At 33.7% G+C, this 26,581-nt stretch carries 21 protein-coding genes and 1 tRNA gene; all 22 read left to right on the forward strand.

Features of this window, described 5'->3' with window-relative positions:
* Entirely contained in the window at positions 1-1,086 is a 1,086-nt protein-coding gene (locus NQ558_RS07240) for a hypothetical protein (RefSeq protein WP_156775011.1), read from the forward strand.
* A 45-nt stretch (positions 1,087-1,131) separates the two neighbouring features.
* Positions 1,132-2,781: a serine/threonine protein kinase gene (locus tag NQ558_RS07245; RefSeq protein ID WP_040447394.1), complete on the forward strand. Its 1,650-nt coding sequence runs from the start codon at positions 1,132-1,134 to the stop codon at positions 2,779-2,781.
* Positions 2,782-2,797: 16 nt separating this feature from the next.
* Positions 2,798-5,437 (forward strand): leucine-rich repeat protein, encoded by a 2,640-nt coding sequence (locus tag NQ558_RS07250; RefSeq protein WP_005363966.1) that lies wholly within the window; start codon positions 2,798-2,800, stop codon positions 5,435-5,437.
* Positions 5,438-5,737: 300 nt separating this feature from the next.
* Positions 5,738-6,313, forward strand: a complete 576-nt coding sequence (locus NQ558_RS07255; protein ID WP_050750998.1) for a DnaJ domain-containing protein — start codon at positions 5,738-5,740, stop codon at positions 6,311-6,313.
* A gap of 16 nt (positions 6,314-6,329) precedes the next feature.
* Positions 6,330-6,635, forward strand: a complete 306-nt coding sequence (locus NQ558_RS07260; RefSeq protein ID WP_005363971.1) for a hypothetical protein — start codon at positions 6,330-6,332, stop codon at positions 6,633-6,635.
* A gap of 46 nt (positions 6,636-6,681) precedes the next feature.
* The gene (locus NQ558_RS07265) at positions 6,682-6,849 is read left to right on the forward strand and encodes a hypothetical protein (protein ID WP_005363973.1); all 168 of its coding nucleotides are present in this window, start codon (positions 6,682-6,684) and stop codon (positions 6,847-6,849) included.
* 93 nt (positions 6,850-6,942) lie between these two features.
* Complete coding sequence (locus tag NQ558_RS07270) at positions 6,943-8,511, forward strand: hypothetical protein (protein WP_005363977.1); 1,569 nt, start codon at positions 6,943-6,945, stop codon at positions 8,509-8,511.
* A 160-nt stretch (positions 8,512-8,671) separates the two neighbouring features.
* The gene (gene pyrH, locus NQ558_RS07275) at positions 8,672-9,376 is read left to right on the forward strand and encodes a UMP kinase (RefSeq protein ID WP_353955019.1); all 705 of its coding nucleotides are present in this window, start codon (positions 8,672-8,674) and stop codon (positions 9,374-9,376) included.
* A gap of 152 nt (positions 9,377-9,528) precedes the next feature.
* A complete protein-coding gene (gene frr, locus NQ558_RS07280; protein WP_005363982.1) occupies positions 9,529-10,083 on the forward strand; it encodes a ribosome recycling factor in 555 nt (184 codons plus the stop codon).
* A 72-nt stretch (positions 10,084-10,155) separates the two neighbouring features.
* The gene (locus tag NQ558_RS07285; RefSeq protein WP_005363983.1) at positions 10,156-10,893 is read left to right on the forward strand and encodes an isoprenyl transferase; all 738 of its coding nucleotides are present in this window, start codon (positions 10,156-10,158) and stop codon (positions 10,891-10,893) included.
* Positions 10,894-10,933: 40 nt separating this feature from the next.
* Positions 10,934-11,758: a phosphatidate cytidylyltransferase gene (locus tag NQ558_RS07290; RefSeq protein ID WP_005363984.1), complete on the forward strand. Its 825-nt coding sequence runs from the start codon at positions 10,934-10,936 to the stop codon at positions 11,756-11,758.
* A 9-nt stretch (positions 11,759-11,767) separates the two neighbouring features.
* A complete protein-coding gene (locus tag NQ558_RS07295; RefSeq protein WP_005363985.1) occupies positions 11,768-12,910 on the forward strand; it encodes a 1-deoxy-D-xylulose-5-phosphate reductoisomerase in 1,143 nt (380 codons plus the stop codon).
* A 1-nt stretch (position 12,911) separates the two neighbouring features.
* Positions 12,912-14,216 (forward strand): RIP metalloprotease RseP, encoded by a 1,305-nt coding sequence (rseP, locus tag NQ558_RS07300; protein ID WP_005363986.1) that lies wholly within the window; start codon positions 12,912-12,914, stop codon positions 14,214-14,216.
* A gap of 21 nt (positions 14,217-14,237) precedes the next feature.
* Positions 14,238-15,296, forward strand: coding sequence for a flavodoxin-dependent (E)-4-hydroxy-3-methylbut-2-enyl-diphosphate synthase (ispG, locus tag NQ558_RS07305; RefSeq protein WP_005363988.1), 1,059 nt, complete (start codon positions 14,238-14,240; stop codon positions 15,294-15,296).
* On the forward strand, positions 15,289-19,824 hold the full coding sequence (locus NQ558_RS07310) for a PolC-type DNA polymerase III (RefSeq protein ID WP_341271141.1): 4,536 nt from the start codon (positions 15,289-15,291) through the stop codon (positions 19,822-19,824). Before ispG ends, NQ558_RS07310 begins: the two co-directional genes overlap by 8 nt.
* 215 nt (positions 19,825-20,039) lie before the next feature.
* Positions 20,040-20,111, forward strand: a tRNA-Glu gene (locus NQ558_RS07315).
* Between the two features lie 161 nt (positions 20,112-20,272).
* Complete coding sequence (locus tag NQ558_RS07320; RefSeq protein ID WP_005363997.1) at positions 20,273-21,325, forward strand: hypothetical protein; 1,053 nt, start codon at positions 20,273-20,275, stop codon at positions 21,323-21,325.
* 27 nt (positions 21,326-21,352) lie between these two features.
* Complete coding sequence (locus NQ558_RS07325; protein ID WP_040447398.1) at positions 21,353-22,060, forward strand: hypothetical protein; 708 nt, start codon at positions 21,353-21,355, stop codon at positions 22,058-22,060.
* A gap of 22 nt (positions 22,061-22,082) precedes the next feature.
* Positions 22,083-22,298, forward strand: a complete 216-nt coding sequence (locus NQ558_RS07330) for a hypothetical protein (RefSeq protein ID WP_156775012.1) — start codon at positions 22,083-22,085, stop codon at positions 22,296-22,298.
* 105 nt (positions 22,299-22,403) lie between these two features.
* A complete protein-coding gene (locus NQ558_RS07335) occupies positions 22,404-23,027 on the forward strand; it encodes a hypothetical protein (protein ID WP_005364002.1) in 624 nt (207 codons plus the stop codon).
* Between the two features lie 92 nt (positions 23,028-23,119).
* Complete coding sequence (locus NQ558_RS07340; RefSeq protein WP_207634894.1) at positions 23,120-23,653, forward strand: hypothetical protein; 534 nt, start codon at positions 23,120-23,122, stop codon at positions 23,651-23,653.
* On the forward strand, positions 23,607-26,558 hold the full coding sequence (locus tag NQ558_RS07345; RefSeq protein ID WP_040447402.1) for a hypothetical protein: 2,952 nt from the start codon (positions 23,607-23,609) through the stop codon (positions 26,556-26,558). The genes NQ558_RS07340 and NQ558_RS07345 overlap by 47 nt, the downstream gene beginning before the upstream one ends.
* Positions 26,559-26,581: the final 23 nt, after the last annotated feature.

A 26,581-nucleotide genomic window follows, 5' to 3' on the forward strand; every position in this document is an offset into this window, starting at 1 on the left:
ATGAACAGTATAAAAACCAGAGATATGTACGAAAAAATAATTAATTGTGAAGAAATAGATGAATTAAAACAGGTTCTTAATCAATATAGTCCATATTATGCAGCATGGAATAATTACATAAATGATGTTTTGTTAAACAATGGTTTAACATATGAAAATTTAGGGGACTTGTGTGGCTTTAGTAAGAATACAATAAAAGCATGGGCTACGGAGAATAGAATTCCAAGAAGTCGTGAAAAATTTATTCAGTTTGGGCTTGGAATAAGATGTTCTTTAAATGAAATGAATTATATATTACAAAGATATGGAAAATATCCAAGGCTATATTCTAAATCGTTGGAAGATGCCATTTGCATATTTGTAATATCTCATTATACTGAAGACGAAAATGTAAAAGCATATGATATTTATAATGAATTGAAAAAGAAATTTTTGGAAGAAATACAAATAAAAAACAAACGAAGATTTTTACTGGATTCAAAAAATGAAACTTCAAAAATGGAAAATGAAATAGTTGAAATGAAGGATTTACAGGAATTTAAGAAATTCGTTAAAGACAAAGAAATGGAATTTATGAACAGTTATTACAAATTGCTTGATTATATTGTAGCTTTTGTAAAAACAGAAAACCTTGGAAGATCATATCATAGTCTTGTGCTTGGAAAAGAAATGGATAAGGGTTATGAGAAAATGATATCTAATCTTAGAAACTGGGGAGAAGTTCCAAACAGAAAGAAATTAATAAATCTTGGAATAACATTAAATATGTCTTTGGCAGAAATAAATACTATGCTAGAGTATGCAAATATGGAAAAGTTGTGTCCAAAAGACAAATTAGAATGTATAATATTATATGTATTGGCAAATGTTGACGTAACAAGTCCATACCATGAAATTAATCATGCGGTACTTGTGGCTCAATATACGGAAAATCAGGAAATAAAACAACAGTGTAATAAGCTGTTAGAAGAATTAATTGGATTAAAAAATGCAGATGAAGTAAGGGAAGATGTTGAATTCTATGTTCGAAATGCCCTTGAAACTTTAGAAATAGACGAAAGAGAAATACTTATGATAAGTGAGTAGACAAAACAGGAAAAGAACTAAAAAGAAGTAAATGAGGAAATAAAAGTGGATTCTATATTAGGTAGAACTATATTAGGATACGAAGTAAAAGAAAAAATAGGCACAGGCGGTTTTGGAAATGTATACAGAGTAGAGCGAACAAATATAGTTGGAAATGTAAACAGAGCCTTAAAAGTAATAACTTTGCCTGAAGATAATCAATATTTGGAAATACTTAATTCTATGGGTGGTGATTATGGAAAGGCAGACCAGTATTTAAAAACTGAACTTGACAGAGTGGTAAATGAAATAAGAGTTTTTTCAATGATATCTGAGAAAGATAATCATCACATAGTTTCTTATTATGAAAATGACATAGAAAAAACAGAAAAGTATAAATACAATATTTATATTCTTATGGAATTAATGATGCCTCTTGATAAATGGTTATACGAAAATAATTTAACGGTGTCACAGGCAATAGACATAAGTCTTGATGTTGCCAAAGGAATAAAGATTTGTCATGACAATAATATTGTGCACAGAGATATAAAACTAAATAATATCTTTGTTTCTAAGGATGGAAAGTTTAAGCTGGGGGATTTTGGCATATCTAAGAAAATAGGAGAACTGACAAGGTCTCATACGATAAAAGGAACACCTCATTACATAGCTCCGGAAATATATGTAAAAAATGAAAAGTATAGCAACTCGTCAGATATATATTCACTGGGCATTTTAATGTATTATCTGTTTAATAAGAGACGTTATCCTTTTTATCCTAACTATCCTGAAATTTATAAAAGAGAGGACGAAGATAGGGCATTCTATGAAAGGATGCAGTATGAGAAGCTTGCTTATCCCATTTGTGCACCGGATAATGTGGCTGAAATCATATTAAAGGCAATGGAAAAGCCAGGAAAGAGATACAAAAATATTAAGGCGCTGATAAATGATTTGGAGAAAGCCAAAGCCAATTTGGATGAAAAAACTCTAAACATAAAAGTAGGATTTGAACCTAAAACTTTTGACAAAGGCAGAGAGAACAAGGTTGATTCACCTACTGAAAAAGAACTTCTTGAAGCATTAGAGCGAAATATTGGAAAGAGCATAAGCTTTCAGGAACACAGCATACAGAAGAAAGTGAATGTTAACAAATCTAAAACAAGAAAAAAAATCGCTTTTGGAATTATCTCTTTGATAACTGTGGCAATAGTTTTATTTTTTGTTTTTAGAATGAATAACACGAAGAAAGTATCGGATTCAGATAGTGATTCAATGGTAATAACAACAACTTATAATCAGAAAAAGACAACTGACAAAGAAACTAATAAACCAACTAAGTTAATTGAACCGACTACATACATTCAGGTTATAAAAGTTGAAAATTACAGAAACTGCAAATACAGCAAAGTAAGCAGAAAAATAGAAAAGTCAGGCTTAGTTGTAAAAAAGAGATTAGCATATAGTGAAAGTGTAAAAAAGGGATTAATTATTTCCCAAAGCATAGCATCCGGTACGGAAGTTGTTAAGGGGACGACTATTGTATTGAAGGTAAGTAAAGGTAGCAAAAAAACAACAACTTCGAAAAATGTTGTTAATGAAACAACAGGGAGATCTACAAATATTCCTAAAACAACAGGTCAAAGCAATCCTGATAAAGGCAAATCAAACTCATCAAAGAAACAGTTTGATTTTGGAGAGATAGTGGAATAATTATTGAGGTACAATAATGAATACAAAGATTAAAAGGATAATTGCATACATTTTAACAATAACACTACTTGTAACAATGACGGGCATAAATAACTATGTTAAGGCAGATGAAAACATAGATCAGGGAAAGTGCGGCTTAAAGGCAAGTTATGTTATAGACAATGATGGAATACTTACAATATCTGGTAGTGGTAAGGTTACTAATAAAAATTGGTCAAGCTTCAAAGAACAAATAAAGAAAGTTGTTATAGAAGAAGGAGTAACAGAACTTCCGTATGGAGCATTTAGTAACCATAAGAATCTAACCGATGTGATTATGGCTGATAGTGTAAGAAAGATTGGTAGTTGTACTTTTGATGGGTGCATATCTCTTCTAAAAATAACATTATCAAAATCTTTGAAAGAAATTCCACTTAAAACATTTAATAATTGTGCTACATTAAAGGAAATTCAAATTCCTGATAGTGTTACAAAAATCAGTGATTATGGATTTTATAATTGCGTACAGTTAAAGGACATAACTATGTCTTCCAATATAGAAGAGGTGGGAAATGAAGTATTTGACAATACTGTTTTTTATAATGACAGTGATAATTGGACAGATGGAGTGCTTTATTGTGGAAATGTAGTGGCAGCATCTGATGAAAATATTTCCGGAGAGATTGTAATAAAAGAAGGTACAAGAGTTATAAGTGAACATGCTTTTGAAGAAAGAAAAATCAGTGGGGTTAGTTTTCCTGAAAGTATGATTAGAATAGGCAATTGTTCATTTTATGAATGCAATTCATTAAAATCGGTTATTACAAAACCAGGTCTAAAGTATATAGGGGTGAATACTTTTTATCATAATGATTTGTTAAAGAATGTACAATTACCGGATACAGTAATCGAAATAGGTGCTGGAGCTTTTCAAGTATGTATAAGATTGGTAAGTATAAAGATGCCGGAAAATCTTGCAAAGTTAGGCGAAAAGGCATTTTATGGGTGTGCTTCGCTTGAAAGTTTTGAAGTGCCTAAGAGTGTATCAATAATTGGCGAAAATTGCTTTGAAGGATGTGAGCAACTTTCGGAATTTACTTCACATAGTACTGCTTATCCAGGAAACTATAAGAATGCATTGGCAGAATTAAAACTTTCAGAAACAATTGAAAAGATAAGAGCCATAGAAGGTTCAGCTTATGAAGAATATGCAAAGTCAAAGGGGATAACTTTTGAAAAGGTGGACGATTGGCAGACCATTGAATCAGAAAATGAATACGGAAAAATAACTGTTACAAAAAATCATAAGCAATATTCTAAAAATATTATTGATAATGGAAAAACATATTTGGACTATGCAAATATATCGAATAATAGTTCAGTTATAGCAAAAATCGAAAGTGAGTATTATAATCAGAATGAAGTACAGAATATTTTGAATGGGGATTTGATTAAGTATTTTCAAACAAAATATTTATATAAGGATTGTTGTATAACAATAGACTTAGGAAAAAGTATATCTTTTGACAAAATAAAATTATGGATTTGTAATACAGGTTTGGAATATGAAGTAAATATATCTAATGATAATATATATTTTCAAAGAGTAATGTATGTAACTAATCCATGTTTTAACGCTCGAACAGATGAATTAACATTAAGAGAAAATGTAAGTGCAAGATATGTACAGATTAACAGGTTGTATGACAGTGGAGGAAGTGATTATTTATACGAAGTTGGAGTATATGGTGTGGAAGGTCAGGTGGAAAAAACGGACGAACCAGAAACCACAACTAAAGAATCTGAACAGGAAGTTACCACAATAGATGAACAACAGGAAAGCACAGGGGAAAACATATATGAAACCACAACATATGAACGTGAATCCGTAACAACAAGTGAAAAGCAGGGATGCGAATCGGAATCTGTGACAACAACCGATGCAAAAGATAATGAGGAATCGGCTACAACTACAGGAAAACAAGACCACGAATCTGTCAGCACTACGAAAAAGAAAAATTCTGAGTCAGAATTAGTTAGCACAACTAACAGTCAGAATAATCGTGCAACATCAAAAGCAAAAAATGAAAGATTAGCAGTTCCAAAAATCAAAAGCATAAAAGAAAAGGACTACCACACAGTTCTTCTTGAATGGAGCAGGTCAAAAGATGGCTGTAGCTATGAAATATACAGGTCAGAAAATAGGAAAGGAAGATATAAAAGAATAGCAACAACATCCAAACTACAATGTGCTGATAAGAATATTAAAGCAGGAAAAAAATATTTTTATAAAATAAAAGCAATTGAGGCAGATGAGACCATAACTTCAAGTGTTAAGAAAATAAAAATAAAAGGAACGCCATCAAAGCCATCTTTAAAACTTAAGGCAGATAGTAGAGTTCTTAAAATAAAGTGGGGAATAATTAGCGACAACAGCAAAGGCGTAGAAGTGTATGTAAAATCCAATGGTGGAGGCTATAAAAAATACACAAAGATTTATGCAACAACTAATTTAAAGAAAAGCAAAAGTAAGAAAGGCGCAACAGGTATCGAAAGCCCGAAATCAGGAATGAAAAAAGGCTGTACATACCAGTTTAAGATAAGAACATATGCAATAGTAAACCGTAAAAAAGTTTACAGCAAATGGTCGAAAGTAAAGAAAATAAAAATTAAATAAAAGATAAAAAACAGGCTAAAAACAATGGTTGAGAGTTATAAAAGTTATGACAAAACCAACGTACAATAGCCTGTTTTTTTAATTAATAGAATTTCTTTGGAAATCCTATTAATTAAAAAATCCTCCGGAGGATCGCAGAGGCGCGGAGAGGTAGTTTTTCTTACGAACCGCGCCTCGCGAGAGAGTTCGTAAACGAACTCTATGTTTATGCCCTTTTTTGAAAGTCAATTCGCGAAAAATTTTTAAAAAAGGTGGTGGTATACTGGGGCTAACAAACGAAGGAAAGCAAAGGATAAATAATTGAAAAATTATTATGATTTATTGGAAATAAATAAGAATGCTTCAGAGGAAGTTATAAAATCGGCATACAGGGCTTTAGCTAAAAAATATCATCCCGATAATAATGGAATGTCAAATGCTGAAAAATTAGCTGAAATAAATGAGGCATATGAAGTTTTATCAAATCCTGAAAAAAAGAGAGAATATGATGCCCAACTAAAGGACGATAATGTGGATACAGAAAAAACATACCATAAAAAAGCTGAGTATACACCAAAGCAAAACAACTATGAAAAATATGAAACAGATCCGGAAATGGATGCTGTTGCAAAAAGGTTTATGAAAAGCAAACCAATACGTTTTTTTAGAAGTGTGGGAAGAGAGATAAGTCACAGTCATTCTGAAAATCTTAAAAATGTTGATAATGCTTATTTAATGGGGTTAAGTATGTCAGAGTATGAATTAGTAAAAGCGTTTAAAAAGTCGTCAGGTGCAGAAAGAGGAGGATACCGAAAAGCATTAGTCGAAAAAGGACTTTTGAAAAGAGATTCACAGGGAAATCTTGTACCTACAGACGTGTTTAAAAATTTATATTAAAAGAGGAGAAACCAATATGGAAGATTACGATTTAGACACAGAAAAAATCAAAAAATCAATGGAAAGTGGAATGAGAACGTTAGAAAACGGATTTCAAAAATTAAGCAATGATGTAAAAAATGAGGAAGGAGTATTCGGAAAGTTATTTAGCAAATCAATTTCATTTTTGCAGGAAGGTAATGCAAAATATGAAGATGCATATTACGAGGCAATGAATATGTCAGACAAAATGTTGATGCGAAGATATAAAAATTCATCAGGTTTCAAAAGAACAGGTTATGCGAAAGCATTAAGAGAAAGAGGATTGCTTAAAGACAAGTAAAGTAGAACATTAGATAATTTATTTAAAAGAATAGGAGAGTAAGAAAATGGCAGAGAAATTTAATCATATAGCATACATTTGCAGTTATTGTGGAGCACGTCAGGTGAAATCAGCAGGAAGCGGACGTCCTGCACCGGGTACATGTGCAAGAAAAGGTAAAACAAGGGACGGAAGATCAAAACCACATACATGGGTTATTGATAAGAAGTTTTAGGAATGTTTTAAATGCCAAGGAGTAAACGTAGGAAATGCAGGCAGTTAATTATTATTTTTCGAGAATTAAATATGAATTGCGGAGGAGAAACAAATGGCAAAGAAAGTAAGATTTTCATTAGAAATGAAAAATGGAGTAGAGGTAACGGATTTAGAATCACTAAAGGAAAATTTTGACATAGAAAAAGTTAAGCAATATATGATTGACGGCAGACTTTTAACATGGCTTCAGGACAGATATTATGAGGATGAAGCGGATGAAGTAGAAGAACTTGATGAAGAGGATAGAAAGCTTGGTGAAAAACTTTGTGAAATCTTTGAAGTGCCATATGATCCAAGGGAGGAACAATCAGCAGAAATGATTGAAAGATTAAACAAGCTTAAGGAGTATACATGTAACGAAGAAGTATTAAATCATGTAACAAGTGTAGCCTTTTCTCAGGAAGAATTAGCAGATTTGTTAGATGAAGAGGAAGAGGTTATTTATCTTTGTGGAGACAGATTTAGCATTCCATTAAGCAAAACTAATACAACATACATTGGTGTAAATGAGCCAATTGTAACTTACAAAAATAAAAAGAATAAAAATCTTGACGAACTTGGAATTAAGTTTGCATATGTAAAATTTGATGAAGGGGTTGTTAATACACCTCAGATAGCTGAAATAGATAAGACCGAAAACAAAAATTATAATGAAGAACAACATAAAGATGAGGAAAGACTAGAAGAATATCCAATAATTTTATTTGCAGAAAATTCACCGTATAAAGGGTCAGAATACAGATGTCTTTATATGAATGATCCAAGGACGGGTATGGATGTAAAAATTTCAGAGGAAAGAAAAGATTCAGTAGTAGATTACTGTAATTCAAAAGAATATGTTTTTTATGCATTTGAAAATGACAATAACATTATGAGATATAATATTAGGACAGGTGAAACAATGATAATTCCAACCAAATTAAAAGGAAAAATGGGACTAGTGTATAAAGAAGATTCATTGTTTAATATGTTTGAAAAAGTAGATTATTTTGAAGAAAGGAAAAGAAAGGAGGAAGAATACAAAAAAACTACATATAATACAAGACGCTGTGGTTTTGTTGATCAAACTGACATTAACCGAACAAATGGGAAGGAATCAGAATTTGACAGAGATATTTCAGATTTACAATATGAGAGAACAATGTTTTGTGGAGAAAACTGCGTAATAGTCAGAAATCCTGAAAATGGAAAATTTGTTCAAATTGGATTTGATGGGAATAGTCAAAAGGAGATTAGCATATTAGGAAATGATGAAACATGTGCTATAGGATGGATTCATAAGGACATTATATATTATTGCAATATGGGAACTTATATGATGTATAACTTAAAGACACGTGTAAACCAAAAAATAAAGTCAGAAGATGAATATTATAAAATTCCTTTTTTAGTTACGGATGGTGAATGTGTTTGTTATCCTGAACAATATGCTGAATACAAAAAGAATGGTGAATATATTGACAGTTTTTACAGAGTGATTTGCCAAAATATGGATGGAACTGACAAAAAAGTAGTTAAGGACAGACTGAATACATCATCTAGTGAAGTAAAAGCAATAGTCATTAATGGAAACAAAATAAAAATAAAACAGTATAGTAAAAGTTTTGTAATTGAAAAATAAGAACAATAATAAAGACATATTAATTTAAGAACTAAAAAACAAGAAATAAAGGAGATTATTCTCCTTTATTTTTTTGATAATATATGTTATTCTATGTTTAGATTTTTGCGCTTATATATTGTTTAATATATGAAATTATGTTGCGCATATATTAGAGGAGATAAAGATGAACAGAGTTTTATTAAAGTTAAGTGGGGAAGCCTTAGCAGGTGATAAAAAAACTGGTTTTGATGAAGATACTTGTGTAGCTGTTGCAAAACAGGTTAAGACTATAGTAGATAAGGGAGTTCAGGTAGCTATCGTTATCGGTGGTGGAAATTTCTGGAGAGGACGTACAAGCAATAAGATTGACAGACCAAAGGCTGACGGAATCGGTATGATGGCAACAATTATGAACTGTATGTATGTATCAGAAATTTTCAGAACAGAAGGAATGGATACTAATGTGTATACACCTTTTGCATGCGGAACATGGACTAAGTTATTTTCAAAGGATGAGGCAGTAGCAGACCTTAATGCAGGAAAGGTTGTTTTCTTTGCAGGTGGTACAGGACATCCTTATTTCTCAACAGATATGACTATGGTTCTTAGAGCCATTGAAATTGAAGCTGACTGCATTCTTGGTGCAAAAGCAATTGACGGTGTTTATGACAGTGATCCTGCTGTTAACCCTGATGCTAAGAAGTACGATGAACTTTCAATCAGCAAGATTGTTGATGACAGATTAGGTGTTATTGACTTGGCTGCAAGTGTTCTTGCAATGGAGAACAAGATGCCAATGTTATTATTTGGATTAAACGAAGAAGACAGCATTAACAAGGCTGTATCAGGTGAAAAGATTGGCACAAAGATTACTGTAGAATAGTTAATAATTATTAACTGAAAAGTAATTTTGGATAATAACTATAGAATCAAAAATTTTAAGGATTATATAATTAGAAATATAAAAAGATTATTAATCAAAAAATTATTAAGTATAAAATTTTATTAATTATAAAAGATTAGAGGAGAATTATAATGGAAGAATTATTAATGATATACGAAGATAAGATGGAAAAATCTTTGGCTAATTTAGGTGAAGAATATGCAACAATCAGAGCAGGACGTGCTAACCCACATATTCTTGACAAAATCAAAATTGATTACTATGGAACACCAACACCTCTTCAGCAGGTAGGTAACGTTTCAGTTCCTGAAGCAAGAATGATTTGTATTCAGCCTTGGGACGCTTCAATTCTTAAAGATATTGAACATGCAATTAATATGTCAGATGTAGGAATTAACCCTACAAACGATGGTAAGGTTATTCGTCTTGTATTCCCTGAACTTACAGAGGACAGAAGAAAAGAACTTGTTAAGGATGTTAAGAAGAAGGGCGAAAATGCCAAGATTGCTATCCGTAACATCAGAAGAGATGCAATTGATGCCATTAAGAAGAAAGGCAAAGAAGACGGCATTTCAGAAGATGAAGTAAAAGGATATCAGGATGATGTTCAGAAGAAGACAGATGAATACATTAAGAAGATTGATGTGGCAATCGAAGAAAAATCAAATGAAATAATGACAGTATAATAAAATATCAGATTTTAGAGAATAAGAGGAAACCTGTGTTTCCTCTATTTTCGGTTAAAGGAGATTAATTATATGGCAAAAAAGATTGATATAACAGGACTTAATATACCAAAGCATGTTGCCATTATTTTGGATGGAAACGGCAGATGGGCAAAGAAAAGATTTCTTCCAAGAAACGCAGGACATGCAGCAGGTGCAAAGAATGTGGAGAAGATTATTAAAGATGCCCACGATATGGGAATTGAATATATTACAATGTATGCTTTTTCAACTGAGAATTGGAACAGACCTGATGATGAAGTAAAGGCTCTTATGAAGCTTCTTAGAAATTATCTTTCAGACTGTATTGAGAGAGCAAACAAGAACAATATGATTGTTAAAGTAATTGGTAAGAGAGAGAGACTTGATCAGGATATTCTTGACAGAATTGATGAGTTAGAGGAATGCTCAAAGAACAATACAGGAATTACTTTTATTATAGCTCTTAATTACGGAAGCCGTGATGAAATAACAAGAGCAACTAAGAAGATGGCAAAGGCTGTTGCAGACGGAGAGTTAAATCCTGATGACATTACAGAGGATACTGTTAATTCATATTTAGATACAGCAGGCATTCCTGATCCTGACCTTCTTATTAGAACAAGTGGTGAGATAAGATTGTCTAATTATCTTTTATGGCAGTTGGCTTACACAGAGTTTTATTTTACAGATGTTTTATGGCCGGATTTTAACAAAGAAGAATTAAAGAAGGCTATTGTAAAATATAATGAAAGAGACAGACGTTTCGGCAGAGTAAAAACAGAAGAATAAAATAATATTATAAATACATAATGGTAGGAGAAAAACAAAAATGGTTTTAAGTAAATTTGCAAATAAATCTTTCTTTACAAGATTATTAAGTGGAATAGTTCTAGTAGCTTTAATGTTGGCTACAATTATACCGGGAGGAAACATTCTTTTTGTGGCAAATCTTTTGATTTCAGTAGTTGGTGTGTATGAATTATACAAGATTCTTGGAATTGAAAAAAATTCACTTGGAATTACAGGTTATATAGCAGTTTTGGCATATTATGCAGTACTTTATTTTGATAAGAAAGAATATATGATGATTCTTATGGTAGTATTTTTAATGTGCTTACTTGCTCAGTATGTATTTATGTTCCCTAAGTATAAAACAGAACAGATTTCAAATGCTATTATGAGTATGTTATATGCAGGCGTAATGTTATCATATCTTTATAGTGTACGTGAGGGAAATAACGGAGCATATACAGTATGGCTTATTTTCCTTTGCTCATGGGGAAGTGATACATGTGCATACCTTGCAGGTGTAGCTTTTGGAAAACATAAGATGGCTCCTGTTTTAAGCCCAAAGAAGTCAGTTGAAGGTGCAGTTGGGGGTGTTGTTGGAGCAGCAGCACTTGGAGCAATTTATGCAACAATTTTTTCAAGAAATATTACAATGAGCATTAATCCGGTTGCGGGATTTGCAATTATTTGTGCAGTGGGAGCTTTAATTTCAATGGTAGGCGACCTTGCTGCATCAGCTATTAAGAGAAATCATGATATCAAGGATTATGGCAAATTAATTCCCGGACATGGCGGAATTATGGATCGATTTGACAGTGTTATTTATGTGGCACCTGTTATTTGGATTTTATTACAGATTTTTTAAGGAGACGATATGAAAAATATTTCCATTCTTGGATCAACAGGATCCATAGGAACACAAACATTAGATATTGTAAGAGCAAATGATGATTTGAACGTTGTTGCCATTGCGGCAGGCTCAAATATTACAAAATTAGAAGAACAGATTAGAGAGTTTCATCCTGAACTTGTATGTGTTTTCAATGAAGATGCAGCATTAAAACTTAAAGATGCAGTTAAGGACACATCAGTAAAATTAGTAGCAGGAATGGACGGACTTATTGAAGCAGCTGTTTATGAAAAAGCTGAAATAGTTGTTACGGCTTTTGTTGGAATGATTGGTATCAGACCTACTTTGGAAGCAATTAAGGCAGGTAAGGATATTGCTTTGGCTAACAAGGAGACTTTGGTTACAGCAGGACATATTGTTATGTCAATGGCTAAGGAATATGGCGTAAAAATTCTTCCGGTAGACAGCGAACACAGCGCTATTTTCCAGTGCTTAAACGGCGAAAATTCAAGAGAGATAGACAAGATTCTTCTTACAGCTTCAGGCGGACCGTTTAGGGGCAGAACAAGAGAGCAGATGAAAAATGTTCAGGTTGAAGATGCATTAAAGCATCCAAATTGGTCCATGGGACAAAAAATAACCATCGACTCTGCTACAATGGTTAACAAGGGATTGGAAGTAATCGAAGCTAAATGGCTTTTTGGAGTTGGTCTTGATGATGTTCAGGTTGTTGTTCAGCCACAGAGCCTTATTCATTCCATGGTACAGTTTAAGGACGGCGCAATTATGGCACAGCTTGGAACTCCTGATATGAGATTACCTATCCAGTATGCACTTTATTATCCTGAAAGAAGATTTTTGGCAGGAGAAAGAGTTGATTTTGGCAAAATAGCACAGATTACATTTGAAAATCCTGATCCTGAGAACTTTAGGGGATTAGCATTGGCTTATCAGGCAGCAACAGTTGGAGGTTCAATGCCTACAGTATTTAATGCTGCAAACGAGAAGGCAGTAGCTAAGTTCCTTAACAGAAAGATTGGATTCTTAGACATAACAGATATTATTGAATATTGTATGAGTATGCATAAGGCTATACCAAACCCTACAGTAGAGCAGATTTTAGACATTGAACAGTGGACATATGAATTAATCGAAAGTAGGTGGTAGGATGCAGACATTAATTAGTATTATAATAGCCCTTATAATTTTCAGTGTATTGGTTTTAATACACGAATTTGGACATTTTATAGTTGCAAAGAAGTGTGGAGTTGTAGTTAACGAGTTTTCCGTTGGTATGGGACCAAGACTTCTTAGCAGAGTTGCAAAAAGTGGCACAAGATATTCAATTAAGGCACTTCCTTTTGGCGGTTCATGTGCAATGCTTGGTGAAGATGAAGATAATGCAGAAGAAGGTTCTTTTAACTCTAAACCTTTATGGGCAAGAATGGCAATTGTTGTTGCAGGACCTTTCTTTAACTTTATTCTTGCATTTTTATTGGCCTTAATTGTTATTGGTTACAACGGCATTGATATTTCTTACGTTTCTAAAGTAACAGAAGGCAGTAATGCATACGAGGCAGGACTTAGAGAGGGAGACAGAATTACTAAATATAACGGAGCTACAGTTTCAGTAGGCCGTGAAATTTATTTGGAAGATTATGTTAGCCCACTTGACGGAAGTGATATTTCAGTTACTTTTGTAAGAGATGGAAAGAAGCAGACTATTAGTTATGCACCTGACAGTGAAGAGCGTTATATAGTTGGCATTTCATATTATGAAACAGATTCAAAGGCTACTATTAGTAGTGTTCCTGAAGGTTCAGCAATGGATCAGGCAGGAGTTGTTGCAGGAGATGAAGTTGTGGAAATTAACGGTACAAAGATTTCAACAGGAAAGGATTTAAAGGAATATATTGATGCACATCCTTTTGGAAAAGAAGAAATCAATATTACTGTTAAGCGTAATAATAAAGAAAAGAAAGTAGTCGTAGTTCCACAGATGACTAAGCTTTACAGCAGCGGATTTGTTTATAATCTTGCAAGAGATAAGCAGTCTGTAGGCGGAGTTTTAAAATATAGTCTTGTTGAAGTGAGATATGAAATTAATACAGTTCTTAAAAGCTTAAAAATGCTTGTAACAGGAAAGGTTTCAGCTAATGAAGTATCAGGTCCGGTAGGTATTGTTAATGTTATTGGAGATACTTACAACCAGACTAAGTCAGAAGGCTTTATGGTTACTTTGTTCACAATGATTAATATGGCAATTATGCTTAGTGCAAACCTTGGTGTAATGAACCTTTTACCTATACCGGCATTGGACGGTGGAAGATTATTCCTTTATATTGTAGAGCTTATTATTAGAAGACCTATACCTAAGGACAAAGAAGGAATGATACACTTTATAGGATTTATTTTGTTAATGGTGCTTATGGTATTCTTAATATTTAATGATATTAGAAAGATTATTTTATAAGATTGCAAGGTGGCAGGTAATATGTATAGAGATAATACGAAAGTAATTAAGATTGGCGACAGAGTAATAGGCGGGGGAAATCCTATTCTTATTCAGTCAATGACAAACACAAAAACAGAAGATGTAGAAGCAACGGTTAACCAGATTAAGGAGTTAGAGGCAGCAGGTTGTGACATTATAAGATGTGCAGTTCCAACAATGGAAGCAGCCAAGGCTCTTAAGGAGATTAAGAAACAGATTAATATTCCACTTGTTGCGGATATTCATTTTGATTACAGACTGGCAATTGCAGCAATGGAGAACGGAGCTGACAAGATTAGAATTAATCCGGGAAATATCGGCTCAGTTGAAAAGGTTAAGGCAGTAGTTGATGTGGCAAAGGAGAGAAACATTCCAATAAGAGTTGGTGTAAATAGTGGTTCTCTTGAAAAACACATTCTTGAAAAATATGGAAAAGTTACAGCAGAGGGAATAGTTGAAAGTGCATTAGATAAGGTTAAAATTATTGAAGACTTAGGCTATGACAATCTTGTTATCAGCATTAAGTCATCAGATGTTTTAATGTGTGTTAAGGCACATGAACTTATTGCGGAAAGAACTAAATATCCACTTCATGTAGGAATAACAGAATCAGGTACTGTAACATCCGGAAATATTAAGTCAGCAATAGGACTTGGACTTATTTTAAATCAGGGAATAGGTGATACTATAAGAGTTTCACTTACAGGTGATCCTGTTGAGGAAATAAGAAGTGCTAAGCTTATTTTGAAAACATTAGGACTTAGAAAAGGCGGTATTTCAGTAGTTTCATGTCCTACATGTGGCAGAACCAGAATAGACTTAATAGGTCTTGCCGAAAAGGTTGAAAAGATGGTATCCAAATACGATAATCTGGATATAAAGGTTGCCGTAATGGGCTGTGTAGTTAACGGTCCCGGAGAGGCAAGAGAAGCTGATATTGGAGTTGCCGGTGGAGTAGGCGAAGGACTTTTAATTAAGAAAGGTGAGATTGTTAAGAAAGTTCCTGAGGATATGCTTTTACAGACACTGGAAGATGAATTGAAAAATTGGAGTGAATAATTTGGAGAGAAAGAAGTTTTTTGACGTTTTTCCAGCACTTAAATTAAATGATAATTTGCAGGCTATGTTTGAGGAAGTTTATGTAACACGAGTTTCCTCTAACATGTCTCATGACAAGTTAAGAGTTTATATTGAAAGCAGCAGACTTATTGAAAAGTCTGCTATTTTCACCGTGAGAGATGAAATTATAAGAAATCTCAGAATGGGAAAGCGAATTGGAATTGAAATAGTAGAAAAATATCATTTATCACAACAGTATACAGTAGAAAATCTTCTTGATGCCTACAAGGAGAGCATAGTTATGGAACTTGGAGTAAGAAGTCCCATAGTTTCAACTATGTTTAAAAAGGCTCCCATTCGTTGGGATGGCAATAAGATGATTATTGACTTGGAGGCTAATATTATTTCAGAATCCAGAATGAAGATTTTAAAGGACACAGTTGAAAGAATATTTGCTAACAGATTTGAAATGCCTATTGAGGTAGTTATTGATAAGAAAAGATTTGAAACTAACAGGTTTGCAAAGCAGAATGCCAGACGACTTCAGAACGAGGTTGAGGTGTTGCTTAACAGAGATAACGGACCAAAGGCTAAGAAGGAAGAAAAGAAAGAGGAGGCACCAAAGCCTGTTGTAATCAGAAAGGCAAGCCGTTCAGACAATCCTGAGGTAGTATATGGAAGGGACTTTAAGTTTGAGTCAGATACTAACCTTTGTGATGTTTTTGAAGGCACCGGAGAATGCACGGTAAAAGGTCAGATTATGACAATGGATGAGAGAGAAACAAAGACAGGAAAGTTTATTGTCACTCTTGAAATTACCGATTTTACAGACAGTATTGCCGTTAAGATGTTTTTGGCAGACGGTAATGTGCTTAAGGACTTCAAACAGAAAGTAAAGAAAGGTTCTTTTGTGCGAATTAAAGGTGTTGCCCTTTATGATACATGGGATAAGCAGGTGGAAATCAGCCGTGTTGACGGAATGAAGTCTATTTCTCCATTTGCCACAGAGAAGCGTAAAGATACAGCAGTAGACAAGCGTATTGAACTTCATTGCCATACTAAGATGAGTGATATGGATGGTGTAAGTGAATGTAAAAAAATTGTACGTCGTGCTTATGAGTGGGGACACAAAGCCATTGCCATAACAGACCATGGTGTTGTACAGGCTTTCCCTGATGCATGGCATGAATATGAAGCTATTGAAGCTGAATGTGAAAAGGCAGGCAGGGAATGTGACTTTAAGGTTATATATGGTGTTGAAGCTTATCTTGTAGATGACTTAAAGGATATGATTGTTAATCCTAAAGGTCAGCATTTAAATGACAGGTATGTTGTTTTCGACTTGGAAACTACAGGTTTTAGTGCAAAAAGCGACAAGATTATAGAAATTGGTGCCGTTAAAGTTGAAAACGGAAAGATTATTGACAGATTTAGCACTTTTGTTAACCCTGAAATTCCTATTCCTTTTAGAATTGAAAAGTTAACAAGCATTAATGATGAAATGGTTATTGATGCACCGAAGATAGAAGAAATATTGCCCCAATTTATGGAGTTTTGTAAGGACTCGGTTATGGTTGCCCATAACTCAGACTTTGATATGAGTTTCATAGAAGCCAATTGTAAAAGACAGGACTTGGAATGTGATTTTACAGTAATTGATACAGTTGCAATGTCAAGATACCTTATTATCGGACTTGGACGGTATAAGCTTGACAATGTGGCAAAGGCTTTGGGCATTGTTTTGGATCATCACCATAGAGCGGTAGATGATGCAGAATGTACGGCACTTATTTTCTTAAAATTATGTAAAATGCTTGAAGGCAAGGGGATTGATAACCTTGATGAATTAAACAGACAGGGAAAGCAGTCAAAGAACTTAATTGACAAACTTCCTGCCCATCACGCAATTATCCTTGTAAAAAATCAGGTTGGAAGAGTAAATCTTTACAAGTTGATTTCAAAATCACATATAGAAACTTTTGCAAACAAAAGACCAAGAATCCTAAAAAGTGATTATCTTGAATTAAGTGAGGGACTTATTATCGGTAGTGCCTGTGAAGCAGGTGAGTTGTATCAGGCAATTCTTCATGGAAAAAGCCAGCAGGAAATAGCACGTCTTGCTGAATTTTATGATTATTTTGAAGTGCAGCCAATTGGAAATAATGAGTTTATGTTAAAAACAGGTGATCCTGAAATAGATGACAGAAAGAAGTTTCTTGTTGATTCAGTAGAAGAACTTCAGGAAGTTAATAAGAAGATTATTGACTTAGGAAAGAAGTTTAACAAAATGACAGTTGCAACATGCGACGTTCATTTCCTTGATCCGGAAGATGAAATTTACAGACGAATTATCCAGTGCGGTAATGGCTTTAAAGATGCAGACAATCAGGCACCTTTGTACCTAAGAACAACAGATGAAATGCTTAAGGAATTCGATTATCTTGACAGTGATTTGGCAGAAGAAATTGTTATTAAAAACCCTGCCCGAATCAACGATATGATAGAGAACATTTCACCTATTCATCCTGACAAATGTCCACCTGTATTGGATAATTCAGAAGAAAACTTGCGTAATATTTGTTTTGAAAAGGCACACGATATGTACGGCGAGAAATTGCCTAAAATAGTTGAGGACAGACTGGAAGTAGAACTTAACTCAATTATCGGTAACGGATATGCGGTTATGTACATAATGGCGCAGCGTCTTGTTTGGAAGTCTAATGAAGACGGATATTTGGTAGGTTCCAGAGGTTCCGTTGGTTCTTCTTTTGCAGCAACAATGTCAGGTATAACAGAGGTTAATCCTTTGGCACCCCACTATTATTGTACAGAGTGTAAAAGTTCATTCTTTGAAGACGAAGTTACAGTACCTGATGAGGCAGACAAAGAAGCAGTGAAGGAGATTCAGGATACAATAAGACAGTTAAGGGAAGACGGTGGTGTAGGACTTGACTTGCCACCAAGAAAATGTCCTTATTGCGGAAAGGATATGTGCAGAGATGGTTTTGAAATTCCTTTTGAAACATTCTTAGGTTTCGGTGGAACAAAGGAGCCGGATATTGACTTGAACTTCTCAGGAGAATATCAGTCCAATGCCCATGCGTATACGGAAGTTATGTTTGGCAAGGGACACACATTTAGAGCAGGAACCATAGCCGGACTTGCAGAAAAAACAGCTTACGGTTATGTAAAGAATTATTACGAAGAACACGGACAAATAAAGCGAACAGCAGAAATTGACCGAATTTCAAGAGGGTGCCAGGGAATCCGTAGAAGTACGGGACAGCATCCGGGTGGTATTGTTATTGTTCCAAGAGATAAGGAAATATATGAATTTACCCCTATCCAAAAACCGGCAAATGATATGACAACTGATATTATTACAACTCATTTCGAATATCATGCCATTGATGCCAACTTATTGAAACTTGATATTCTGGGACACGATGATCCTACAATGATCAGACGTCTTGAAAAGTTGACAAATACTAACGTTAACAGAGATGTTCCAATTAATGATCCAAAGGTAATGTCTTTGTTTACAGGCCCGGAAGCACTGGGAATAACATCAGATGATATAGATGGATGCCCAACAGGTTCGTTGGGACTTCCTGAACTTGGTACAGACTTCGTTATTCAGATGCTGGTTGATACAAAGCCTACTAAGATTTCTGATCTTGTTAACATATCAGGTTTGTCTCACGGAACAGATGTATGGCTTGGAAATGCCCAAACATTAATTGAAGAGGGCAGATGTACAATTTCAACTGCTATCTGTACCCGTGACGACATTATGGTATATCTTATGCATAAAGGCATTGAACCACAGGTAAGTTTCCAGATAATGGAGCATGTACGAAAAGGTAAAGGCCTTCAGATATACAAGGACAAAAAGAGTGGCAAGGAAATAAACGAAGAGGAAGTAATGCACCAGCATAATGTTCCTGACTGGTACATTGGTTCATGTAAAAAGATTAAATATATGTTCCCTAAAGCTCATGCGGCAGCATATATTATGATGGCACTTAGAGTTGCCTGGTATAAAGTTTACATACCACTTGCTTACTATGCTGCATACTTTGCCATTAGAGCAAAAGCATTTAACTACGAAACAATGTGTCGAGGCAAGGAAAAGCTTGAATATTATATGGCTGACTTGAAACGAAAGAAAGCAAATCACGAAATAGCTAAGAAAGATGAAGACGCTCTTGGCGACATGAAAGTTGTACAGGAAATGTACGCCAGAGGATTTGAGTTCATGCCTATAGACATATACAAGGCTAAAGCACATGAATTTCAGATTATAGACAACAAGCTAATGCCAAGCCTTGACACAATAGAAGGCTTAGGCGAAAAGGCTGCCGATGGTTTGGTAGAAGCAGTAGCAAATCAATCAGGCCCATTTGTTTCAAAAAATGAATTGCGAGAAAAAAGCAAGCTAAGTAAGACAGTAATAGAAACAATGTCAAGTTTGGGACTGCTGGAAGGAATGCCGGAAGACAGCCAGTTGTCAATATTTGACTTCTAGGGTGAAGAGTGGAACAGAGAATATAGAAGTAAGGATGAAGGACTGCCCGCTGGGCAGTCCTTTGTTGATGGGGGAGCATGGTAGCTGAAATATTATACGTGAATATTATACGTGAATATTATACGTGAATTTTATATTAAAAAGCACTTGCAAAATTTGCTAAGATTGTTATAATAGTAAAGTGTCTTGTGCAAAAAGCACAGTGTCATAAAAATGGCTCGTTGGTCAAGTGGTTAAGACGCCGCCCTCTCAAGGCGGAATCACGGGTTCAATTCCCGTACGAGCTGTATCAGAATCGCTTATGAATGGGCGATTCTTTTTTTGATTAATAAGAAATTCCTATGCAACAGATATTAATTAGAAAATCTCTTTATGCTCCCATTGAAATGCTAAGTATTTAGTGATAAAATCACCCTATAAAAATGCTTTTATATATTAAGGATTAGAGATGAAAAATAAAAAACATATTGATAAGACAGAACATAAAAATAATGAAAACAGTATTGAACAGCTTGAAAAAAATAAAGAAATACGACATAAACTTATAAAAAATGAGATTTTAATAGTATGTATTATCATTGCTTTATTAGTTGCCACAGTTGCATGGCTGGTTAGTAATAAGAATGCACAGGCAAAAAGCACTGAATTATCAGCCGTAGGAGCACCGTTCTACCTTGCTACGAAGGAAAGTGATGATGGAGCAGAGGATAATATCTTGCATAATAAATTAAATGTTATGAAAGGAACCAAAACTGAAAGTTATAATGGGGAAAAATATTTTATTGTAGAAAACGGAATTATCTCTATGCAGATAGACAGTGATAATAATATGAATAATCAGCAATCGAACGCTAACGGACTTAAGCCCGGAGCATCAGGGAAGATTACTTTTTATGTAATTCCTAAAAAAAGAGGATGTAAAGAATTTTCACTTTCAATAAAGTTAATTCCATATAAAACTACAGATAATAAAACAGATACAGCTATAGAAAGTGAATCAGGAAATGAAGATTTCCAACTACAAGAAGTAAGTGATGAATCAGTATGTGAACTTTTAAAGGGACATATTCTTTTTTTTGAAAATTATACGGAACAGGATGGATATACAAAGCCAATTAAAGATAAAAAAATTTTAATTAAAAGTGATTCGGATGGTGGATATCAGATAGATGTTCCAATAACTGTAAATGTTTATTGGGTATGGCCAAATTCATTTAGAGATTTTAGGGGAATACCTGATAACGGAAAATTGTTCAATACAGAGGTGTCGGAATTCTTTGTAGAAAAAATTAATGATGAGATAAAAAATAAATCTGAAACAAGCAAATTTTTCTACAATTATAATTGGAGTCATCTTAATCTGAAGGCTGACGAAAAAATTAGTTTTAGTACTTTAAATGCATCACAGTTTACGTATCTTGCTAATTGGTATAATGCTGCGGATCATATGATTGGAGTTAATGTAGATTATATGTATTATGAAGTTGAATGTAAGGAATAATAGAACTAAATTACGGAGATGGTGCATATGGAAACAAAATCACACAAAAGAAAAACATTTATGGTTACAATACTTATAATGATTGCTTTAGTAATAGCTGTTGGCTATGCTTGGTTTGCATATAAACATAAACTAGCTTCCCTTACAAAAGTAAATTCACCGGGAGATGTTTCAATTGCTGGTGTACACGGCGGAGAAATGAATGGAATCAACTTGTCATATGAAAGTAAGGATGTAAGCAGTAGCAAAATTGTTACTGTACAAAATGTAATTTGTATTAGAAGTAATAGTGATAAAGTACGCTTAGAAGTCGCACATACTCAAAATGTGGAAGGACTGGTATTAAAACTTTATCCGGCTACTGAAAGTGAAGGAACAACATCTTCTGAAGAAAACACATCAACCATTTGTAAAAAATATAAAGATAAAAATTATTACTATTCGTATTATCCTAATAAAGGATATTCTACAGATGGTAGTAGTGGTTTGGAGTTACTTGTAAAAAATGAAGGAAAGGGTCAGACTTATACATATGGCGATAATGAAAAAAGAGTGCAGAGTCAGGCTGTGCCAATTTACTGGGAAAGCAAGGAGTATGTTCCTCTTGATTCAACAAATAACATGAATAATTCAAATCTTACAAATTATAATTATTATAAATATTTTATTGTAGAAGCCAGTTGGAGGGAAACGGACAAAGAAACAGATATTGTGTATGTTATGGCAAAACAGTAAGAAATCTTATTACGAGGAACAAATGATAAAAAGAAAAAAGAAAAAAGAAAAAAAGATTATATTAATATTGGTGGGAATCCTATTTTCTTTGGCAATTATATATGCAGCATATGTTTCAATGGGATACCAAAAAGCGGTCATCGCTACAGCACAAAAGGTAATCCCATTTTCATCAAACTATTTGCTACAGATAGACCAAAGAGATAATATTACTTACAGTAAGGTAATTCCAAGTTAAAAATATGAGAATGATAAAGCGATATTTACAATTACTGTTAATAATTACTCGATTACAGGCAATTCTGCTACAGCAGAGGGGGTTATTACGTATGTTGCACAGTTTATGTTTAAAGGTGAAAAACAAGGATGTATTATCACTAATAAAGAAAATGATAGTATTCCCAATGAGTCTGGAATAGTAACTTATAATGACACGTTGCCATTAGGAAGAAACACAAATACTTATACAGTTAGTGTTCCGGTTGAAAACCTGGGAAAAGTGACTGTTGAAGTTTCGGTTAAACCGGACAGTGATTCATTAGAGTGGACAGATAACAAAATGCTTGCTGCAGAAATTACACCGGTGAAGGTTAGTGAAAAGATTGGGTTTGCCTGTAAAAGTGGATTTAGTGATAGCGAATTAAATAATAAGCAACCTTATGATTATTCTGCTTTTCGATATTATATAGAGATAAATTCAGGACAAGCCCAGATTACGCTTAAATGGAATGACAAATATGTAAAACCGGATAATCTTTTTTTAGAGTCTTTAGGAGATGGAATCACAATAAAAACGGACGGGGATTACAAAGTTATAGTGTTTACGATGGATTATGCTGATAAGTCAACTATAAATACTATTTTTTATCGTAAGAAAGGAAGAAATTCTAACGAAGATTGGCAGAAAACATGGGACAATATGAAAAATGTTGTTGTAGTAGATGCTAAAGAAATAAAGAATAATTAATAGAGAAAGATTAATTTGGAGTGATGATAATGGTGAGACGATGGAAAAGAGTCATGGCTTTTCTTATAGCCATCATATTTTGTATAAATTGTGTGATGAATATAGGCGTGAAAGGTACTTATGCTGAAAATTCAAATAAAGATAGCAACACAGAAGAAGTGCATACATCTGCAGAAGAAAAAGAAGATACAACCGAAATAGAGAAGGAAACTACTTCAAAGGCAGAAAAAAATAAAAGTGATGGAGATTTGTCTGTAGACAAAAATGAAAAAACAACAAATAAAACGGAAGATGATGAAAGTAAAACGAAAGCTGTTAACAACACAATTTTAGATTGGGATACATATAAGTCAAAAACAACTTTGGTTACCGTAGATGATACAAATAAAAGAATATATGTTAAAACAGGAGAAGCACTTACATTACTTTCAAATTGTTCGGCAGAGAACTATAAAGACTACATAATTTCATTAGATAGTTCAGTTACCGGAGGTGCAATAGAGATTCCGTTTACATATGATGGGTATGAGTTTAAAGGATTGGGAACTAAAGAATGTCCTTTTGAAGGAAATTTTAATATTGCTAACATTAAGATTCAATCTACTTTATTTGCAGGATTATTATGATCAATTGATGGTTACAGACTGTAATAATAATACAATTGAAGCAGGAGAATCAAATGATCTGATTGAAAAAATGGGACTTACATTTGCAAAATTTGATTCAAACAGAGGTGTAATGCTCCCTATTGAAGATACTGGCAAAATAACATTTTCTACTAAAGGTTTAGATTTTGCCGGAGAACATAATGTTAAGTTTACATATGATAATTTATCATGTACGGTTAATGTATTAACAAAAGGTAGAGAAAATGAAAATAAAGTAAATGTAATAAAGAGCCCAACAGGACAGTTTGAATCTCAAAAGCCTTTCAATGGAGATTTCGGAACACTTTATGGTGATGCTGTTTATAATTATAAATTAAAGGATACTAGTCCATTACAGTCAAATGTGGAATTGATTTTAAATGAAATTAAAAATGGCAGTGTAGCAACTAATAGTAACAGAGTATTATACACTACCACAAACACTACCAATTTCAAGATAAAAAATAAGATTTCTACATATAAAAGGCAAATGGATAATACAACGTTTGATAGTGATTTTCGAGTGCTTTTGGTTAATGGTACTTCTGACATTATTACTAAAGACATTACTGATTATTTGAATATTATTACCAATGGTGGATACAGCAGTGCAGTAGAGAACGAATCTGTAGATGTAATAAGCCAAAATTATAAATTTGAGAGTGGAAAGTTTATAATTAATAATGATGCAAAAAAGCATTCATTACGAATTTCAAAAGGATCAAATTCAATTTCTTATTATATGGGAAATGATTATGATAATGGTAAGGACCAGTTTACTTTATTGACAGTAACATTTAAATCAGGAAATCATTCTTATGCAGTGTATGTACCTATGGTTGTTCGAAGAATTGTGCAGATTGATTTTTCTGCAACGTTAAGTGAGGAGAGTATTTTTACTTCTTCTGCATATGATAAATTGGACTCACATGTTCTTGTTGATTATGACAGTTATATGACAGGATATCTTACATGTACATATGATCAATCACAAGGTGAAAAAGTTGTGTTTGACTGGCAGAGCTATATGGAAACCGGCGCAGATTTAACTGCAGGGTTTGGAAAAACAGTACAGTTTGACTTTTTGAAGAATGAATATCTTCCTACGGGAACAAAGCTTACATTAATTGATACGATGAATCAGGATAAGATGTATTCCTATGATATAACTGCAGAAGACATAAAGAAAGATAAAACATTCAGTATTGCATTAAGTAACTTTACTGATGAGAACAATAACTCATATAAGGAAAAAGCAATTAGTGTTCTATATGGTGCTAGGGCTACTACTGATAGCAATGGCAAATTTGTTAAAGCTCAAGAAGGAGAAAAAGCAACAGTTGTTACCACTGATGGTGAAAAATATCGTCTAAAAACAGGAGAGGAAGACGAAAGTAAAGATACTTATTCAATCACCTTGGCAAATCAGGGAAAGGCAGTATCTGAGAACTTTTACCTCATAGTCAATGTACCAAAGAATAAGGCTGAAGCGGCGAAGATTGAAGGAATTAATGGGGCAGTAAAAACCATAGTAAATACTGAGGCTGCACCATGTTCAGTTTTGCAGGTACATAGATATGATAATCATAAGACTGATAATGGATTGAATACAGAGAGTACATTTAGTATTCTTTCTGCATATACTCAGGAATTAGTAGATGAATCAAGTGATTATGTTAAGAAATTAAGAACTTCATCAGAAACGGCATATGTAGATACAGACAGGCAGGTAAACATTAAATTGCTTGACAAGATTGGCTTTAATTCAAATCAGGCATATGGCGATGATGATAAGTTATATCAGGAGTTTTTAATCACACCATATAGTAGCAGTGTAATGGAAAGTTTTCTGGATGATGCAACTAGTGTAAATGTTAGTTTTAGGGTTTATTCGCAGAATTCTGCCGGTGAAAAGACGTATTATTCATACGATAATGCTAATAACAAACTGATACAAAGTAATTCATCAGCTATTGCATGTTCTTATAATGTTCAAACAACGCAGGACAGATTAAAGCTGGTAATGGGGACTGCGAATTCAGAAGATGCAGCAATTGATTTATCTGAGATACGTAAAGCAATTGCCAGTGAAACAGGTTCTAAAATTTGTATTGAGGCGGAAATTAAGATGACATTGTCAGATATTAGTATAAGCAAACTTGTACCGTCATCTAAATTGGTGTCAGGTAATCCTGAAACGTTTATGAATTTTCAATTTGTCTCACGTCTTTCTAAGTCAAAGACTACATTTAATGAGAGTAGTTGGAGAGTTAGCAGTGATGGAACCGGCAAATATTATAGAGATAATACTGGGTATGTTGATATGTCTTTTTCGGGAGATGACAAACAGCAGTTGGGCATTAATTTAAATAATTTGCCTTACAGTGGACCTCAGACAATTGAAGGTACAGTGGCTATTGATTTCAGACAGATGGATGGATGGGAATCGATTATAAAAAATGCTAAAGAAATACAATTTTCTTTTGAACTGAAGCAAAAACAGGATACAAAAGAGTATATAAAATTGGATGCACCATCATCACATATTGCCGGATTAGAAGTAGGTGTATTGAATTCATCAACTGAAGAATATAATTATAGTTCAATTTATGAAAACTGGAGTTGGATTCAGGAAAATAATTCAGGCTTTAAGAATATGCAGGAAGGTGTATTCCGTCTTCCGGTTAGATGGAAGGTAAAAGTGGATTCTGAGCGAGATACGTTCTATTATGCAAACTATCGCTTAGTTGTAAATGTATCTTTAATCGACCAAGATGGTAACAAAATTGAATTCTCTGTAGCAGATAGTGAAAAAAATATTAGACAAACAGGTGTGTTGACTGATTTTGTTACTTATACTGTTGCAAGAATTGTTGTGGAGTAAAATGGTATTGCGTATGAGTTGAC

Origin of the sequence: Eubacterium ventriosum, assembly GCF_025150745.1 — a bacterium.
Classification (GTDB): Bacteria; Bacillota; Clostridia; order Lachnospirales; family Lachnospiraceae; genus Eubacterium_G; species Eubacterium_G ventriosum.

Excerpts from the sequence above, each read along its gene's own strand:
- NQ558_RS07295 (WP_005363985.1), top strand. The coding sequence starts at position 11,768 with ATGAAAAATATTTCCATTCTTGGATCAACAGGATCCATAGGAACACAA.
- ispG (WP_005363988.1), top strand. The coding sequence starts at position 14,238 with ATGTATAGAGATAATACGAAAGTAATTAAGATTGGCGACAGAGTAATA.
- NQ558_RS07325 (WP_040447398.1), top strand. The coding sequence starts at position 21,353 with ATGGAAACAAAATCACACAAAAGAAAAACATTTATGGTTACAATACTT.
- NQ558_RS07240 (WP_156775011.1), top strand. The coding sequence starts at position 1 with ATGAACAGTATAAAAACCAGAGATATGTACGAAAAAATAATTAATTGT.
- NQ558_RS07290 (WP_005363984.1), top strand. The coding sequence starts at position 10,934 with ATGGTTTTAAGTAAATTTGCAAATAAATCTTTCTTTACAAGATTATTA.
- NQ558_RS07260 (WP_005363971.1), top strand. The coding sequence starts at position 6,330 with ATGGAAGATTACGATTTAGACACAGAAAAAATCAAAAAATCAATGGAA.
- NQ558_RS07270 (WP_005363977.1), top strand. The coding sequence starts at position 6,943 with ATGGCAAAGAAAGTAAGATTTTCATTAGAAATGAAAAATGGAGTAGAG.
- NQ558_RS07330 (WP_156775012.1), top strand. The coding sequence starts at position 22,083 with ATGATAAAAAGAAAAAAGAAAAAAGAAAAAAAGATTATATTAATATTG.
- NQ558_RS07285 (WP_005363983.1), top strand. The coding sequence starts at position 10,156 with ATGGCAAAAAAGATTGATATAACAGGACTTAATATACCAAAGCATGTT.
- NQ558_RS07265 (WP_005363973.1), top strand. The coding sequence starts at position 6,682 with ATGGCAGAGAAATTTAATCATATAGCATACATTTGCAGTTATTGTGGA.
- NQ558_RS07320 (WP_005363997.1), top strand. The coding sequence starts at position 20,273 with ATGAAAAATAAAAAACATATTGATAAGACAGAACATAAAAATAATGAA.
- frr (WP_005363982.1), top strand. The coding sequence starts at position 9,529 with ATGGAAGAATTATTAATGATATACGAAGATAAGATGGAAAAATCTTTG.
- NQ558_RS07335 (WP_005364002.1), top strand. The coding sequence starts at position 22,404 with ATGTTTAAAGGTGAAAAACAAGGATGTATTATCACTAATAAAGAAAAT.
- rseP (WP_005363986.1), top strand. The coding sequence starts at position 12,912 with ATGCAGACATTAATTAGTATTATAATAGCCCTTATAATTTTCAGTGTA.
- NQ558_RS07250 (WP_005363966.1), top strand. The coding sequence starts at position 2,798 with ATGAATACAAAGATTAAAAGGATAATTGCATACATTTTAACAATAACA.